Annotated in this window: 16 protein-coding genes; 8 read left to right on the top strand and 8 right to left on the bottom strand. The window is 58.8% G+C overall.

Annotation, left to right across the window (positions count from 1 at the left end; translation table 11 throughout):
• Nucleotides 1-111: 111 nt before the first annotated feature.
• A complete protein-coding gene (locus NGM99_RS11890) occupies nucleotides 112-363 on the bottom strand; it encodes a hypothetical protein (protein WP_252819122.1) in 252 nt (83 codons plus the stop codon).
• Nucleotides 364-908: 545 nt separating this feature from the next.
• Between NGM99_RS11890 and NGM99_RS11895 the strand changes: the two genes are divergently transcribed.
• The 6 genes from NGM99_RS11895 to NGM99_RS11915 all read left to right on the top strand — a co-directional run bounded on the left by NGM99_RS11895 (nucleotide 909) and on the right by NGM99_RS11915 (nucleotide 4,154).
• A complete protein-coding gene (locus tag NGM99_RS11895) occupies nucleotides 909-1,154 on the top strand; it encodes a DUF6894 family protein (RefSeq protein WP_252819123.1) in 246 nt (81 codons plus the stop codon).
• Between the two features lie 60 nt (nucleotides 1,155-1,214).
• Nucleotides 1,215-1,400: a MucR family transcriptional regulator gene (locus tag NGM99_RS21780; protein ID WP_353937409.1), complete on the top strand. Its 186-nt coding sequence runs from the start codon at nucleotides 1,215-1,217 to the stop codon at nucleotides 1,398-1,400.
• Nucleotides 1,401-1,432: 32 nt separating this feature from the next.
• Nucleotides 1,433-1,657 (top strand): MucR family transcriptional regulator, encoded by a 225-nt coding sequence (locus tag NGM99_RS21785; RefSeq protein ID WP_353937414.1) that lies wholly within the window; start codon nucleotides 1,433-1,435, stop codon nucleotides 1,655-1,657.
• Between the two features lie 203 nt (nucleotides 1,658-1,860).
• A complete protein-coding gene (locus tag NGM99_RS11905; RefSeq protein WP_252819125.1) occupies nucleotides 1,861-2,133 on the top strand; it encodes a DUF6894 family protein in 273 nt (90 codons plus the stop codon).
• Entirely contained in the window at nucleotides 2,130-2,303 is a 174-nt protein-coding gene (locus tag NGM99_RS11910; RefSeq protein WP_252819126.1) for a hypothetical protein, read from the top strand. The genes NGM99_RS11905 and NGM99_RS11910 overlap by 4 nt, the downstream gene beginning before the upstream one ends.
• 987 nt (nucleotides 2,304-3,290) lie before the next feature.
• Entirely contained in the window at nucleotides 3,291-4,154 is an 864-nt protein-coding gene (locus NGM99_RS11915) for a DMT family transporter (RefSeq protein WP_252819128.1), read from the top strand.
• Nucleotides 4,155-4,232: 78 nt separating this feature from the next.
• Here NGM99_RS11915 and NGM99_RS11920 read toward each other — a convergent pair whose 3' ends face one another.
• Nucleotides 4,233-4,448: a hypothetical protein gene (locus tag NGM99_RS11920; RefSeq protein WP_252819129.1), complete on the bottom strand. Its 216-nt coding sequence runs from the start codon at nucleotides 4,446-4,448 to the stop codon at nucleotides 4,233-4,235.
• A 121-nt stretch (nucleotides 4,449-4,569) separates the two neighbouring features.
• On the opposite strand from NGM99_RS11920, the gene NGM99_RS11925 reads away from it, so the two are divergent.
• Nucleotides 4,570-4,854 carry a DUF6894 family protein gene (locus NGM99_RS11925; RefSeq protein ID WP_252819130.1) on the top strand — a complete coding sequence of 95 codons (285 nt, stop codon included), beginning with the start codon at nucleotides 4,570-4,572 and terminating at the stop codon, nucleotides 4,852-4,854.
• Between the two features lie 184 nt (nucleotides 4,855-5,038).
• On the opposite strand, the gene NGM99_RS11930 is transcribed toward NGM99_RS11925, so the two are convergent.
• From NGM99_RS11930 to NGM99_RS11955, 6 genes are all read right to left on the bottom strand, one after another.
• Nucleotides 5,039-5,293: a hypothetical protein gene (locus tag NGM99_RS11930; protein WP_252819132.1), complete on the bottom strand. Its 255-nt coding sequence runs from the start codon at nucleotides 5,291-5,293 to the stop codon at nucleotides 5,039-5,041.
• 84 nt (nucleotides 5,294-5,377) lie between these two features.
• A complete protein-coding gene (locus tag NGM99_RS11935; RefSeq protein ID WP_252819133.1) occupies nucleotides 5,378-6,130 on the bottom strand; it encodes a Crp/Fnr family transcriptional regulator in 753 nt (250 codons plus the stop codon).
• An 815-nt stretch (nucleotides 6,131-6,945) separates the two neighbouring features.
• Complete coding sequence (locus tag NGM99_RS11940; RefSeq protein WP_252819135.1) at nucleotides 6,946-9,897, bottom strand: PAS domain S-box protein; 2,952 nt, start codon at nucleotides 9,895-9,897, stop codon at nucleotides 6,946-6,948.
• A 446-nt stretch (nucleotides 9,898-10,343) separates the two neighbouring features.
• The gene (locus NGM99_RS11945; RefSeq protein ID WP_252819137.1) at nucleotides 10,344-11,630 is read right to left on the bottom strand and encodes an NAD(P)/FAD-dependent oxidoreductase; all 1,287 of its coding nucleotides are present in this window, start codon (nucleotides 11,628-11,630) and stop codon (nucleotides 10,344-10,346) included.
• 14 nt (nucleotides 11,631-11,644) lie between these two features.
• The gene (locus NGM99_RS11950; protein ID WP_252819139.1) at nucleotides 11,645-12,553 is read right to left on the bottom strand and encodes a dihydrodipicolinate synthase family protein; all 909 of its coding nucleotides are present in this window, start codon (nucleotides 12,551-12,553) and stop codon (nucleotides 11,645-11,647) included.
• An 11-nt stretch (nucleotides 12,554-12,564) separates the two neighbouring features.
• The gene (locus NGM99_RS11955; protein WP_252819141.1) at nucleotides 12,565-14,061 is read right to left on the bottom strand and encodes an aldehyde dehydrogenase; all 1,497 of its coding nucleotides are present in this window, start codon (nucleotides 14,059-14,061) and stop codon (nucleotides 12,565-12,567) included.
• A gap of 47 nt (nucleotides 14,062-14,108) precedes the next feature.
• On the opposite strand from NGM99_RS11955, the gene NGM99_RS11960 reads away from it, so the two are divergent.
• Nucleotides 14,109-14,834, top strand: a complete 726-nt coding sequence (locus tag NGM99_RS11960) for a helix-turn-helix domain-containing protein (RefSeq protein ID WP_252819143.1) — start codon at nucleotides 14,109-14,111, stop codon at nucleotides 14,832-14,834.
• Nucleotides 14,835-14,946: the final 112 nt, after the last annotated feature.

Consider the following 14,946-nt stretch of genomic DNA (forward strand, 5'->3'; position numbering starts at 1 on the left):
CTCCATCTTATTCAGCCTGTCCGACCATTCGGAGCGGCTGTACTGACGCAAGCCCGGACATGAGCCGGGCAGATGGAGGAAAGGAGAGGTCGGCCTAGCGACGCGGAGAACTCATGAGTGAGTGCCCTCCTCCCCACCCATTGCCCTAGCCTCGCTTGAAAAAGCCAACTCCCAGTTCGCACTCAGGCGCTCGATGATCTCAACCGAGCAGCCGGCCAGTGCACCAATCGCGTCTGGTTCGATGTGGTCGTGTGCTTCACCCATGATACGGGCAGTCAGCATCAGCCCATGCAAGCGGCGCAGTTCAGGCTCCATGGCAGACAGGTGGCGGCAATCTGAAGGGGAAGCAGTAGTGGCGGCCATTAAACTGGACTGCCCCTCCGCTCTCTCTTGCTGCCCTTGGCCATGCTCCACCTTCAGCTCAATTGCGTCACATCGTGCCCTTCGAGATGGAGCAATGCTTGCCGTGCAGGGGAAGTCGAGAGAATTGTGCGGTGGATTGGGGGGCTGGGAAATGATGCTAGTTGGCCGCTTTGCGCCTCATTGCGGTCATTCAGGTTATCAAGATGTTGTCTCGAAAGCGGTCATGGCTGTGAGGTGATCAAACGTCAGGGTTGGAAGGGGGGAACAGTCAGTCCGCTTCTTGTGAATTGATGCGAGAAGCGGCCCCAAGTGTCGATACTACGGCTGAACCACCATCGTCCTTCCGCTGTTGCCCGCAGCAAGGGCTTAGGGGCGAGACTTGATGCAAGACCGCTCTGTCAACAGCTTCTTGGCGGTGGTGAGGCGTTTTCAGATCAAATTGAACTAGTTTCGTTTACCGCTGCGTAACGAGGATTGGATCCCAGGACTGACAACCTACCCATGGTAGTTATCGTGCTTTCGACTCGTCAGGGGTGCTGCAAGCTATGGCGCCAGCTCACCGAACCAATGCCTACTTCTTTCATGTTCGACATGGTCGCTTCGAGCCTGACGAAGAAGGCAGACAGGTACCATCGCGCGAAGAAGCTCGGCGCGAAGCGCTGAAGCAGGTGGGAGACATGCTGGCCGAAGCAGGCACTGATCGGTGGGACGGCAACGAGTGGCAGATGTTCGTCACCGATGAGAACGACCGTGTGACGTGCACCATCTCAATCAGCGTTGAAGACCGATAGGCTCTTGTGTCCTTGCAACCCGCGTAGGAGGGTCGCACGGAACCACAACCAGGCATTCCCATGAGCGTCGATTTCCTTGATGAGACCGCCGACATCGTGTGCGCCTACGTTGGCAACAATCACGTGGCGCTAGACCAGTTGCCTAAGTTCATCGCCGACGTGCATCGTGGGATTGCTGCTGCAGCAGCCGGGCAGCCGTTGCGCGCTGCCTCCCAACAGGTTGTGGGGGCCAGAAGCCCGCAGTAAACCCCAAGCGCTCTGTCTTTCCCGATCACATCATCAGCCTCGAGGACGGCAAGCCTTACAAGATGCTGAAGTCTCATCTTGGGCGCCTTGGCCTTACACCGGAGGCGTACCGGATAAAGTGGGGCCTACCATACGATTACCCGATGACGGCACCCAACTACTCCCGCATGCGCTCGGAGGAAGCCAAGCGTACTGGCCTGGGTGACGCAAGAAGGCAGACCCGAAATAAAGCAGCGAAGAAGCGCACCAAGGCGTAGGGATTTGCACGCCATATCCTGGGTCTCTCAGTAGGGGCGAAACTATCCTAGCCGCCGGCCCGTAGTTTCATGTCTCGGGAGCAATGCTCCCTGCAAGGATAGAGTTTCCGAGCTCCAAGCCCGTCTGGCCTGCCCTAGGCGGGCTTTCTGCGGCACAAATGGCTTCATGTTAGTGCTTGCGGCTCAGATGAAAGACCCTAGCGATGCCCCAATATTTCTTCGACACATTAGAGAACGGCAGGCACGTGCAGGGCGATGTCGGCTTGCCGTGTTCATCAGATGCGGATGCACGGCTGGAAGCGATGAAAGCTCTTCCATCGATCGCCAGAGATCGAATTCCTAGTAAGGATGATTGGCAGGCATTTACGATCCAGGTGCGGGATAAAGGAGGCCGTGGAGTTTACTCGGCTACGCTGACTTTTGCCGGCCAATGGCTCGACGGGAACGAGAGCGGCACGGAAGGTGCGCCACGTTGATCCGCTGGATGCGCGCGCTGCGTGCACAGCGTATGTCCGCTGAGGCCCACGAGCTTTACCGTAAGGCCAGTCTCGCCAATGCCACGGGACAGTTCTCCGCCGCGATCATGCTGCGCCAGCAGGCGGACAAAATGGTCGGCGAGGCGAACCGATTGGCTGCCATCGGCTGAGTGTGGAACCGGGTGACCGCCTCACGCTTGCAGTCATGCCTCCCACACTCTCTTGCGAGGCTAATCCCGACCTTACCCGTCCGGTGTCACCACGCTGGACGGGTTTTTTATCAATCCGTAAGAAGCAGTCAGCTATCGGGGCCGCGCATCTCGGCTTCTACACTCCGGCAGCCGATATGTTGACAAGGGCCCGTCCGGTGGCCAAACACTGGACGGGTTTTGCCTCCGCTCTAACGTTGTAATCGATGAGCACGAACGAACCGCATCCAGATGATATGAGCCGCGAGGATGCGCGAGCGCTCGGCCGGGCTGCAGGCAGGGATCCTGCCAAGTATGCAGTAGACTGCCCACCCTTCGCATCCCGTCATCTTCGGATGGCTTGGATGGACGGCTTCAGCGAAGGCCGCGTTGAACTGCGCCGCAGAGAGTCAGCGCACCGCTAAACTTCGTCTGTGTGCCGCTTGGGCAGCAGACAGATGTGATCGACGCGCATGGATCGCGCAAATGAGTGCGCCGCTTCAAATGCTCGAGCCTCTGTCGAGTACACCTGCCTGGTAACTTCGAACTCTTCGCCCTCACCGTGAAGTTTAGCGAAGAGGCGGTAGCGGCCTTCCGCGAGTTCCCGCACCGCTAGATACTCGACATCGCTCGGCAATGGCTCGCTGGCAGACCAAGGTATGATATCCGGCATTCGGCCTGCTCCATGTCATTGTCATATGACATAGGCGGCAGCTTGTGGTTGCAACCATTCGCGCCGTAATAGTTAACTGATAAGCCACGCCCCATGGTCAGCTTCGGCCGGCGGTGGGGCGCTTCTGACGAGCTGCATGCACTCCATCTGTCATCATTATAGTGCGGTCCTTCCGCCACAAGCGCCTGTTAGGCAGGCAGGTTTGGTCAACGTTCGCTTGTCATGTCTGAAAAGCAGGCGTAGCTCGATCACTCGCCCTCGGACTTCTACCGATCCCGCAATCCTGGATCTCCTTTATGCTGCGCTCCCGCCTAGCAGGCTTCATTGTCGTGCTCATTTCGACGGTGCTGTGGAGCACGGCCGGCCTGTTCGTGCAGATGGCCGATCTTGACACGTGGTCCGTTGTGGCCTGGCGCTCCCTCTTTTCCATTCTCGCACTGGGCGTCTTCTGGGTCGTAGCGACGGGCAACCGGGCCGCGACGCTGCAGGCCACCCTGCGCGGCCCAGGCATGCTGGCCATCCTCATCGGTATTGTCGGGGGGATTAGCTACATCGTGGCACTGCAGATGACATCGGTAGCCAATGTCATGACGGTCTACGCCGCGCTGCCCTTTATCGCTTCGGCGATCGCCTTCTTCGCGCTCGGCGAACGTGTGACGACCCGCTTCGTCGTCTGCGGCCTTATCGCATCCTTTGGCATCCTGATCATGTCAGGGTCGGCGCTGTCATTCAACGACATCGTCGGCATCGTCACCGCGCTTGTAATGACCGTCAGCTTCGCTGCGGCGCTCGTTCAGGCCAAGCGGTATCCACACCTCGACATGACGCTCGTGACGGTCCTCTCCACGGTCGCTACCGGCATCATCGCGTTACCATTAATGAAGAACAGCGCTCCCGAGCCCTACCAATTGCTTGCTTGCGCCCTGCTGGGGACACTGACAACAGGCGTGGCCAATGTTCTCAGCCTCGTGGGCGGGCGTTTGATCCGCTCCGGGGAGGCGGCATTCCTGTTGCTCCTCGATGTGGTGCTCGGTCCCCTCTGGGTCTGGCTTGCTTTCGACGAGCAGGTAGGGATGCCCGCGCTTATCGGGGGCAGCATCGTTATGGGAGCGGTGACTTGGTACCTGGTGCGCCCGGGCGAGACGGCGAAAACTGCATGAGCACCTAGGCCAAATTTTCTAGGCAGCGTTGGCTGCGGAGTTCGGATGTCCAAACAGAGCCCGAGCTGAAACAGCGTTTCACACCGGCTTCTCGCTTTCAGGATGCACGTAGAGCTTCTTCATCTGGTCGAGATAGATGCCCCACTCGGCCCAGCTGGTGCCGGTGGTGATCAGAATGGTGGCGATCGTCTCGCTGCTCGGCCAGCGCGGGAGACCATTCACGCTGACGCGCTTCGACGGGTTGAAGGTGGTCGGGTCAAGCCCGCAGTGTTGGGCCAAGCTCCATCGCGACATGCCGACCTGTCCCGCGATCTCATCGATAGGGGTCCAAACAGCATAGTGATGGGCGAGCAGCTCGCAATCCATGCCGGCAGGATGGCAGGCCTCGATTTACGTTGAGTGAAGCGATCACGATTTGGATGCGGGCCGGAACGCATGGGCATCCGCGGCGCTGTCCTCCTATCAGCAATGCGAGCCCGCAGCCATGCGGTACTTCTTCCACATTCACGACGGCGTATCGAAGCCCGATCAAATTGGGATGGAATGCGCGAGTGAGTGCGATGTCTGGGCGCATGCGCTTGTCGCCTGCGGCGAGTTCCTGACCGACCAAGGCGCCCTGATGGCGATCGGTAGCGAGCTGCGGATGAACGTGGTCGATGAGAACGATCGAGAGCTTTATGCGCTGACGCTTCGTGCTTGAGCTCGTGTGCTATCGCTTCAATCGATCAAGCCGTGCCTGCATCTTGTAGATTTGGTCTCGCACTTCCTGCAGGCCCTCGCTGGCTTAGAAGTAGCGGAAGCCATCGAGCCAGTATTTGTGGAATACCTTGATTTTGCTCTAGCTTCAGTCACCCCGCTATTCGAGCGAACGCTGTGACATTGAGTCACTTGAGAACATACTCACTGTTACGTTCCTGCAGCCACGCGGCTGCGTCGTACAGTGAGCTGAAGAAAGGCGAACTGGCCAAAGCACAGCGGAAGTCTACTTCGACGCTCCACAGGCCCCGGCTGCTGCCATGGACGTCGTCAGCAAGCAGAACTAGAACGGCCGCGAGCTCGCCATCAATGAAGACAAGCCTGCCATCGTTATCCATAGACCCTGTACTCAACCGAACGGCTTGAAACTCGTATCGTGCCATCGTCTGCTCCCGCTTTTTCGTCAGGTGCAAGATGGATACGTTTGTCGAGAGACTTGGTTCGTTGGCGCTATCGGTTTTCCCGGCTCAGTCTTGAGGCCGCTCGGGAATTAGATAATCAGGGTTGAAGTCGGCAAACGCAGCCAGCTTTGGCAAATCACTGATCGTGAACCAATGTCGTGTCTGCTCGATCATTCCGCTGGCGCGTAAGGTGCGCATCGAGCGATTGATATGCACCGAAGACAGACCCGTCGCTTCGCCGAGCTGGATCTGCGTCAGAGGCATTTCAAAACTCAAGGCGCTCCCGCTGCGGGTGGCCCTCCCGAACCATTCAAGACGGGTTGCTATCTCACAAAAAAGGTGTGCAGTGCGTTCGACGGCCGAGCGAGCGCCAAGGTTGACCTCCCACTCTCGAGCAATGGCGAGTTCGAGTGAGGTATCCTTCCAGAAGGCCTCCTTAAGAACAGGAAAACGTTCCATCAGAGAGCGCATGTGAGAGTGCGGAATGAAGCCAACCTTGGTCTTGGTTAAGGTCGTAATGTTATGGTCCATCACGGGATGGAGTAAACTTTGGATGTCCGGAGTGGCACCGGAAAAGTGGAGTGAAGTGATCTGCCGTTTCCCCGCTGCGCCCACCTTGTTGCGCGAGACCCAGCCTTCGAGGATGACGCAGCATTGGGATGGCTGGTCGCCCTGAAGCACGATGTCGTGGTTGGCCCCTAGACACCGGGAGTTGGCGACAAGGTCATGAAGCGCGGTGCTGAGATCCGCTGGCAGGTCTGCGAGGACGTTCAAACGCTGGAGGAATGTTCCAGCCGGGCCGTTGAAGTGGGGTGCCACACGTCATCCCTCTATTCCGGGCTGGAAGCGTGACCGTCATTCCCGCCAAGATTGACTACCCCAGCCTCAACTGGTCCCTGCATAATACAACAATTGATAAGAGCGCTCATTATCATTTGCAGGGCTTGTTTCGAATTTGAAGAGAAACGCTGAAACCTGAAACTGGAGAAAGGGTGAGAGATTAGTAGTGTGCTCCTTCAGCTACCCCCGTTCGACATAACTCAGAGAGTTGGGTTCGGCATCAGCGCTTGGCCGGTCGATGAAGTCTGCAATCGATGACGCCAGCAAGCTGACCAAGGCTTGTCCGAGATCGTCTGTCACGGCACGATCACGCACCAGACACAGCCGGAAGCGGCAATCACTGGCGTCACCATCAGAACCCAGAACGCAGCCCAGAACCGAAGATCATCGGATATGCGCGGCACAACTTCCCCCAAGCGACACGATCCCCGCACGAAGAGCTAGCACCGGTTGCCGTTGGGGTAAGTAGCGAAGACGCAACACCAGTGGTCTGACAAGCACGCTAGCACGCAGCTTGGTGAACTGAGTGGTCTGTTCAGCAGCAGAAATGGCGTCGAGAGCCGAAGGCAGCTTTTCAATATTCCTGCGTGAAACCGGACGGTCTGCTGTCGGCCCAAGTTCCGGCATTCCGCTTTGCGCTTCAGAGCAGTCAAATGCTGAGTGTTAGGTTCACACCCACTGTGCCTAAAACCAGATCCTCCGCTTCTGGCTCGGCTCGTATGAATGACAGAGAGAAATGGTTAGCAAGGCTCAGCGGTGCTGATCGCCAAAGGATCGCCTTCGGCCCCTAGCCTTCAACAACCGATATGGCTTAGCGCGGCTGCGAGTTCCTCTGAGCGGAATGGCTTGGTAAGCCGCGGCACGTCGGGCGCAATCCCGTCGACCTCGGCGTAGCCGGAAGCGAGGAGGCAAGGCAGGTTCGGTCGTATAGAACGTACTGTCCGGATCAACTGTGTGCCGTCCATGCCCGGCATAAGGTGGTCGCTTATCAGGAGTGCCAAATCCTGGCTCGATCGCAGAAGCTCGAGCGCGTGTTCAGCAGATCCAGCCTCAATAACGTCGAAGCCTATCTCCTCAAGCATGTGCGCGGTACTTGCCCGGACGGTGGCGTCATCGTCCACCAGCAGCGCGTGGCCACGTGCATGAGTGAGGGGAGATGCCGCGGCCGTATGCTGAGCCGGTCGAATAGTGTTGCTTGCCATAGGAAGCCACAGCTCCACGTTCGTGCCGACGCCTGGACGACTGAAGATCCGGATGCCTCCACCGAGCTGCTGGGCGAGGCCGTGCACCATCGAAAGACCAAGGCCAGTGCCTTGCCCTATGCCCTTGGTCGAAAAGAATGGCTCAATGGCGCGCGCGACTGTGTCGGCATCCATACCAACTCCAGTATCAGCCACCGAAACGACCAAATAGACGCCCGGCTTTACGTCGGAGCTACCATCTTCTGCAGACTTCTTCGCTGCGCTGATGCGAAGAGTGCCACCATCCGCCATGGCGTCCCTGGCGTTTACTGCAAGATTGAGTAGCGCCATCTCGACCTGGTTATGATCCGCCTGTGCGGGCGGAAGGTCAGCCGGGGCGTCAACTACGACCTTAACCTGCGGTCCAGTCGTGCTGGAGATCAAATCGGCCATGCCAGTTATAAGCTCGCGCAGGTCGATGGCGGTGGGCTGCAGCGGCTGGCGCCGGGCAAAAGCGAGCAGTCGGTGAACCAGCGTTCGCGCACGGTCAGCTGATTGTAGTGCCCCCGAGATCAGCCGGCGTTCGCGATCGCTACCGATCTGTTTGCGGACGAGCAGATCCAATGAGCCGATGATTGGGGTCAAGAGATTGTTGAAGTCGTGCGCGACACCGCCGGTAAGCTGGCCCAATGCTTCGACCTTCTGCGCTTGGCGGAGTTGCTCTTCGGCTTCTGCCAAGCGTCGCTGCTCGGCAACCCTTTCCGTCACGTCATGAGCGATCTGATAGGCCCCAATTTGGCGACCAGTTGCATCGCGAAGCGCATTGAAGTTCAGCTCGAACGTCCGCCGACCGTGCATGGGATCGCCGAATTCCTCAGTTAGCGCGAACTCTTCGCCGGCGAGCGCACGGGACCACACGCGATGCACTTGATCGCGGTGCGCCGGTAGATGATCGAGTAAGTCTAGCATCGACGCACCAATCACGGGGCGTATTCCGTAGACGGCTTCAAATGCGACGGCGGCTGCCTTGTTGATGGCAAGCCAGCGGAAGTTCTGGTCGGCGACGAAGATAATGGCGGTCGTATTCTCGACCACGTCTGCCAGCAGTTTGCGCTCGGCGAGACCCGCGGCAATCCGGTGCTCGAGTGTTTCGTTAAGATCGCGGAGCGCTTGTTCGGTCTGCTTGCGTGCCGTGATGTCGATGGCGGTGCCCAACACACGGACACACGTGTCGCCCTCGAATACCCCACGCCCCTTTGCGGCTACCCAGCGGACGACACCATCTTCCTTGCCAATCGTACGGTATTCCACGTCGTAAAGTGCCCGGCGCTCCGGATCGGTCGCAGAAGCATAAGCAGCGGCGGTGGCTTCATAATCGTCTGGGTGTAGCCCCGCATAGTAATCAGCCATGGAGACTGGTACGTCCGGGGAGATGCCGAACATCGCCTTAACCCGCGCCGGCCAAAACAAGGTTTTACCGACCTCGTCCACATCCCAGAGCCCGATCTCGGCGGCCTCCACCGCCAAACGAAGTTGCTCCTCGCTCGCGCGTAGGCTCGCTTCGGTACCGACCCGCTGTACGTGAACCCACGAACGTTCGGTGACTTCACGGATGAGCGCAAGCTCGTCAAGGGTCCAATGATGTGGCACGTTATCGTGGATCGCCATCAGCGCGAGAAGGCGCCCGTTCTTAACCAGTGGCATGCAGATGGTTGCTGCGATGCCGATGTCCTGAAACGTCTTCGCCTCATGAGGTGCAATCTCAACGAGATTGTCGTTTATGACGAGGGGACGTCCAGCGCTGAGCTCTCGGACTGCAAGTGCGCCGAAATCGGCGAGCCTGTAATGTCCGACGATCGAAGGCGAGCCAGGCGCATGCCAGTTCCCGCGAATGGTGAAGCCGTCCTCATCTTCGTCCATGTCAGCATAGGCGCAGTTCGAAAGACTAAGATGGGTCGCGACCATCCGAGTCGTCACGGCAAGAACTTCATCAGCATTGTGCAGGTTTGCTACCGCTTGACCGAGTTCGTCCAGAAAGCGGTAAAGTTCTTCGCTACGCGCAAGCTTGCCCTCTGCGAGAACCCGAGGGGTGATATCGAAGACCATGGCGAGCATGCCCGCCGGGCGGCCGTTGGCGTCATGCAGCGGCGTGTACTCTAGGTCCATCCAAACCTGCTCCGGGTGACCCTTGCGCCACAGCTCTAGCTCTTGTGCGTGGAAGCTAAGTGACTGCCCTGTCAGCCCAGCGGCGATCACGCGCGCGTTAAACTCGCTCGCCTCAGGCCAGATCTCCAAAAGCTTGCCGCCGAGTGCTTCGGGATGTCGCGGTCCGCAAACCTCGGCATAGCCGTCGTTGTAGATCAGGATCGCGTCTGGTCCCCAAAGCACCGTCATCGGAACAGGTGAGAACAAAACCATCTGCACGGTGGCTCGCAGCTCGGCAGGCCATGCCTCGATTGGCCCGAGGGTTGTGGCACTCCAGTCCTTGCTCCTGATCAATTCCCCGGTAGCGCCACCACCGATTAGGCGTGGCGTCTTACCAGACGTCGCATTCTCGACCATCATGCAGCTTGCCGCCGACCGTTATCCAGTTGAGCTTGCAGGCCTAACACATGGTCGGAAATCGAGACAACGCCAACGAGTAATGCGCCTAAATCAGTTCTCTGCACCGATGCAGCGGAGCGCTACTGGACAGCGAAATTCGTTCCTGCAGCCACCTTAGGTCACATGAACGAAGGACCGTCGCTAGGGCCAGAGCTGGGACAGCTGAGCAGCAAGGATGGGGTCGAGAGTCGACCGTCAGCATCGTGCTGATTTTACCCAAAACCGGACTGTCGGCTTCCGGCCCATAATCGGTCATTCCGCTTTGCGCCTCATTGCAGCCGTTCGGAGAACCCTGACAGTGTACCGAAAGCTGACGCAGGGTCAGGACGACAATACCGGAGTGAGATAAAAGGAATGGAGGCTTCAAAGGAAGCAATACTGAATGCAGACATATTTTGCACGATGGACTAGCCGCGAAAGCGCTCCTTCAAGCGCGACATCGCAATTGTTCCCTTAACTCCCAAAGGCCAAAAGGAGTGCATCGGGATCCGCTTCATGCTCGTTGGGGGAATGGGTATATCGTTGGGCTTGGACTCACCTGCCAATAGGCCCGCCAGTGGTTGGCCTAGTGCCACGGCTAGCGCGACCCCGCGGCCGTTATAGCCGTAAAGTGCGTAAAGGCCGTCACCAAGTTCGTGAAAGTGGGGCAAGTAATCGTTCGTCACTGCGACACGCCCATTCCATGCCGTTTGCCAGCCGATTTTGTTCAGCTCTGGCCATAGCTTCTGAGCGTGCAATGAGATGTGCCTCAACGCTGAAGGCGACGTGACTGGCCGCATCGGGCCTCGTCCACCGATGATCAAGCGGTTCTTGTCGTCGACGCGACAATAGACCACTACCAGACCAGATTCGTATAGGGACTGACGTCCCGGCATGATGCGGTCTGCCAAATTGCCGGGAAGCGGGTTTGACGCGAGAATCGAACTAAAGACCGGGACCAGCGATTGGCGAAGGCTAGGAATGAGGCCGTCAGCATAACCATTGCAGCAAACTAGAACACGCTGTGCCATCACGGTTGCGCCGGCGTCGGTTGTTAGCCGCCAAGCGCTGCCGTCACGGCGCAGGGAAACGACACGGCTGCTTCCGTGGATCGCCGCACCGGCGCTCGATGCAGCGCTCGCCAACCCTAGGGTGAGGCGTAGCGGGTCAAGATCACCGCCGCGCCGATCAAGGAAGCCGCCTTGATAATGGTCGTGGCCCACAAGTTTTGCCAAAGCCGGGCGGTCAAGCCAATCGACAGGCATGCCATGTTCTTGCATGTCTTGCTGGCTAGCCTGCACAGCAGCAATATCACTGCTTTTAACGGCCGCTCTTATTGTTCCATTGCGCCGCATATCACAGGCAATGTCTGCCCGTGCTATGATCTCCGCCAACTTATCAACAGATGACCATGCAAAGTCCACAAGTGCCTGACCACGCTGTTGGCCTAGCTTTTGGAGAAACCAGCTAGGATCGTACTTGAGGCCAGGATTTAATTGACCTCCATTGCGACCAGAGGCGCCCCAGCCCGGCTCATAGGCTTCAAGCACAGTGACGCTTTTTCCGGCTTCAACGGCGTGAAGCGCCGCTGACAACCCGGTGAGACCGCCGCCTACAATGGCAATATCGGATACGGCAGCTTCAGTCAGAGCCGGGTAGGTAACTGCTGGAGGCCGATCCAAGACATATACTGAAGTGTGGGCGGTTTCGTCCATGATCGCGATCCTTGTCAGGCGGCCCGCAATGGGACGGTCCCGGCCGAACGCAAGCCGTTTAAAATATCCGTCAGCCGGGTAACCAAAGGATCGGAGGCAGGTGGCACCGGAAGCGGCGATTGGCCGGTCTCAATACCGATCAGACGAAGTGCCGCGCGGATCGGGCCTGGATTCTCTTCGGCAAAAAGTGCGTCCATCAATGGATTCATCAGCCGCTGAAGTGCCAGCGCCTCTCTGAAGCGGCCACCCTCGGCAAGCTTCTGTATCTCTGGCCAGATGCCAGGGACGAGTACACCGGTAGTCAGTACGCCGCCGCATGCGCCCATGGCGATCTGTTGGGCGAATAGCGTATCCCAGCCGCTCAAGGCGGCAAATTCGGGTCCGACACTGCGGAGCACGTTGTCGAAATGATAAAGGTCGGTGCTGGACGCCTTCATGCCGATGATCGTGCGGTCCTCGGCAAGCCGAGCGATCGTCTCCGCCTTGACGACGAAGCGGCTCCGAGCTGGGTTGTCATAGAACAGGATCGGAAGGTCGACCGCGTCACGGACAGCCCGGACGTAGTCGATCAGGAGAGACTGTGTGATCCCTGCATAGTAGGGGACGATCAGCATGATGCCGTCGGCGCCCGCAGCCTTGAAGTCCAGCGCAGCCGGAATGGCGTCGCCGAGCCCTGGGGCGAGGACACCAGCGTAGACGGGCGCTCCGCATGCGGCCTCGACACAGGCTTCCACGGTAGCTACCCGGACTTTTGGTGAAAGAGCCGTGTACTCGCCGGTGCCGCCGAGCGGAACCAGTCCCGTGGCGCCGTTGTCGAGCATGTGGCGCACCAATGCTTGCATGGCCTTGCGGTCGGCGAGGCCCTCCGCATCGAGTGCGGTGGGCGGTGCGGGCATGAGCCCGGTCAGCTTCCTGGTAGGCATGGTCCGCGTCCTCAGCCCAGATTGATCCATGTGGTCTTGATGTCAGTGTACTTGTCCAGCGCGTGAAGCGACTTGTCGCGACCGAAGCCGGACTGCTTGAACCCACCGAACGGCGACGAAATGTGGCCGTGGTCGAAGCAGTTGACCCAGACTACCCCGGCATTCAGCCTGTCGGAGACTCGGAAGGTGCGGTTGACGTCGCGCGTCCACATGCCGGCCGCCAGCCCGTAGATCGTGTCGTTTGCGATGCTGACCGCCTGGTTCTCATCCGTGAAGGAGAGGATCGAAAGCACCGGGCCGAAGATTTCTTCCCGGGCGATTTGCATCTCAGGTTTCACGCCATCGAACACCGTCGGTTCGACGAAGCAGCCGGAAAGGCCAGAAGGCTTGCTGCCCCCGGACACGAGCCGAGCGCCTTCAGCCTTGCCGCTGGCGATATATTCCATGACGCGCGCCGTCTGGCGCTCGTCTACCATGGCGCCGATCTGCGTGGCCGGATCCAGCGGATTTCCAACCCGCATGGATTTTCCGGTCTCGACGATGAGGTCGACGACTTCCTCTCGAACGCTCTCTTCGACAAGAACGCGAGAACCCGCGTTGCACACCTCGCCCTGGTTGTAAAAGATGCCCCATGCTGCGGAAACCGCCGCTGCCTTGAGGTCCGGCGCGTCGGCGAAAATGATGTTGGGGGATTTCCCGCCACACTCGAGGCCAACGCGCTTCAGGTTCGACTGACCGGAATACTGCATGAACAGTTTTCCAACCTCGGTCGAGCCCGTGAAAGCGATACAGTCGACGTCCATGTGCAAGCCAAGCGCCTTGCCGGCGGTCTCGCCTTTGCCTGGCAGGACGTTGAAAACCCCTTCAGGGATGCCTGCTTCCACTGCCAGGGCCGCGATCCGGATCGCGGAATAAGAGGACTGCTCGGCAGGCTTGAGGACCACGCTGTTTCCGGCAGCGAGGACGGGCGCGATCTTCCAGCATGCCATCATCAACGGAAAATTCCATGGAACGACGGCTGCAACGACGCCAAGCGGAGCACGCCGCATCATGGCGACAGCGGTGCCTGGGGTTGGGGCGATCTCGTCATAGATCTTGTCGACGGCTTCCCCGAACCAGCGCAGGCATGTGATGGACAGCGGGAGGTCGACCGACAGGCTGTCGCTGATCGGCTTGCCCATGTCGAGCGTCTCGAGAAGGGCGAGTTCCTCGGCGTGGCGTTCAACGAGTTCCGCGAACTTGATCAGGCGACGACCACGGTCACTCGGGCTCATCTTCGACCAAACTCCGCTTTCGAATGCCCGGCGAGCTGCGCGGACTGCGCGATCGACGTCGGTTGAATCGCCGGCTGCAACCGTTCCGAGAAGATTTCCCGTGGTGGGATTGATGCGCTCGAAACGCTCGCCGCTCGATGCCTCCACATAAGCGCCATCAATGAAGGCACGACCCTCCAGTTTCACATCGGCTGCCTTCCGCTGCCAGGTCGCAAGGTCGGGGTGGCTGCTCATCGGCGGATCCTCGAACGAATTTTGAGATCGCCCGGTTTACGGATCGCATGCAAAACAAGCAACACGAATTTTGGAATTCTGAAAACTGTATTGCGTGGAGGCCGCTGTCCGACTACTTGTGCTCCGAAGCAGGATCGCGCGATCATTGCGCTCGCAAACGCAAGGCCATCTCGATGGAAGAAGTGACCTACAAGTCCAGACGACGGGCTGTAGAGGATATCGCAGAGCTCCCCCATCTTGGGGTCAGGATCCGTGAGCTGCGGCAGGCGCGCAAGATGACGCTCGCGGACTTGGCCGCAGCTTCCGGGATTTCGATCGGCACGCTGTCACAGGTCGAGCGCGATCTCGTTTCCCCAACGGTCCGCACTCTGTTCACTCTCGGCGATGCGTTGGGCGTGTCAGCCGCCTGGCTGATCGACCCTTCTGGAGAAGAAGGGCGTTCGGATCCCTATGTGGTCTCCGCTGACAAGCGCCAAGCCTTTCTCCGTTCGGAAGGCCTTCGCAAGGACCTGATATCGCCTTTGGCGAGCAGGAAGCTCAAGGGCTTCTACCTTGTCATCGAGGCGGGAACCGGGTCGGGGCCAGCACCCTACGTCCATAAGGGTGAGGAGATCGGGCTAGTCATGTCAGGCGTTCTCGAGCTCGTGATTGAGGGTCGAAGCCGTGTCCTCAGGGAAGGGGACTGCTTCTCGTTTCCGAGCGGGTTGCCCCACAGCTTCCTCAACGTTGGGACAACCCAATGCGTCGTGTTCTGGGTAAACGCAGATATCTAAAATTGACCATCTGAATTTTCATTTTTCAGAATTCTGCTTGTCACACTGTCTGTTTGATGCGAGTGTTCGAGAAAATCCGGCGCGACAGGGGCCGGTGGGAACAGATCGCACC

Source organism: Mesorhizobium liriopis (assembly GCF_024053505.1).
GTDB lineage: Bacteria > Pseudomonadota > Alphaproteobacteria > Rhizobiales > Rhizobiaceae > Mesorhizobium_B > Mesorhizobium_B liriopis.

What these genes read in the sequence shown, in the direction of transcription:
- NGM99_RS21780 (WP_353937409.1), top strand. Translation starts at nt 1,215, where the DNA reads ATGAGCGTCGATTTCCTTGATGAGACCGCCGACATCGTGTGCGCCTAC.
- NGM99_RS11960 (WP_252819143.1), top strand. Translation starts at nt 14,109, where the DNA reads ATGCAAAACAAGCAACACGAATTTTGGAATTCTGAAAACTGTATTGCG.
- NGM99_RS11930 (WP_252819132.1), bottom strand. Translation starts at nt 5,293, where the DNA reads ATGGCACGATACGAGTTTCAAGCCGTTCGGTTGAGTACAGGGTCTATG.
- NGM99_RS11945 (WP_252819137.1), bottom strand. Translation starts at nt 11,630, where the DNA reads ATGGACGAAACCGCCCACACTTCAGTATATGTCTTGGATCGGCCTCCA.
- NGM99_RS11950 (WP_252819139.1), bottom strand. Translation starts at nt 12,553, where the DNA reads ATGCCTACCAGGAAGCTGACCGGGCTCATGCCCGCACCGCCCACCGCA.
- NGM99_RS11955 (WP_252819141.1), bottom strand. Translation starts at nt 14,061, where the DNA reads ATGAGCAGCCACCCCGACCTTGCGACCTGGCAGCGGAAGGCAGCCGAT.
- NGM99_RS11905 (WP_252819125.1), top strand. Translation starts at nt 1,861, where the DNA reads ATGCCCCAATATTTCTTCGACACATTAGAGAACGGCAGGCACGTGCAG.
- NGM99_RS11895 (WP_252819123.1), top strand. Translation starts at nt 909, where the DNA reads ATGGCGCCAGCTCACCGAACCAATGCCTACTTCTTTCATGTTCGACAT.
- NGM99_RS11890 (WP_252819122.1), bottom strand. Translation starts at nt 363, where the DNA reads ATGGCCGCCACTACTGCTTCCCCTTCAGATTGCCGCCACCTGTCTGCC.
- NGM99_RS11915 (WP_252819128.1), top strand. Translation starts at nt 3,291, where the DNA reads ATGCTGCGCTCCCGCCTAGCAGGCTTCATTGTCGTGCTCATTTCGACG.
- NGM99_RS11920 (WP_252819129.1), bottom strand. Translation starts at nt 4,448, where the DNA reads ATGTCGCGATGGAGCTTGGCCCAACACTGCGGGCTTGACCCGACCACC.
- NGM99_RS11940 (WP_252819135.1), bottom strand. Translation starts at nt 9,897, where the DNA reads ATGATGGTCGAGAATGCGACGTCTGGTAAGACGCCACGCCTAATCGGT.